At 75.4% G+C, this 280-nt stretch carries 1 protein-coding gene; it reads left to right on the top strand.

Translation table 11 applies throughout. The annotated features are described in order from the left end of the window. Positions 1-280, top strand: a 280-nt coding sequence (locus IG90_RS40460) for a glycoside hydrolase family 3 protein (RefSeq protein ID WP_033895131.1), incomplete at both ends; no start/stop codon positions are given.

Below are 280 nucleotides of genomic sequence, written 5' to 3'. Positions count from 1 at the left end.
GGAGGGCTGCGACGCGGAGAACCTGGCGCTCCCCGGTGTCCAGCAGCAGCTGCTCGAAGCCCTTCTCGACGCGGGCACCCCCGTCGTCGTGACCCTGCTCGCCGGACGCCCCTACGCCCTGGGGCGGGCGGCGGATGAGGCAGCCGCGGTCGTGCAGTCGTTCTTCCCCGGCGAGGAGGGCACGAGGGCCATCGCCTCGGTGCTCAGCGGCCGCACCGAACCGTCCGGCCGACTGCCCGTCAGCGTGCCGCGCCGCCCGGGCTCCCAGCCCTCCACCTAC

Source organism: Streptomyces anulatus, from assembly GCF_000721175.1.
GTDB lineage: Bacteria > Actinomycetota > Actinomycetes > Streptomycetales > Streptomycetaceae > Streptomyces > Streptomyces anulatus_C.
This window is presented reverse-complemented; position numbering and strand designations above follow the sequence as displayed.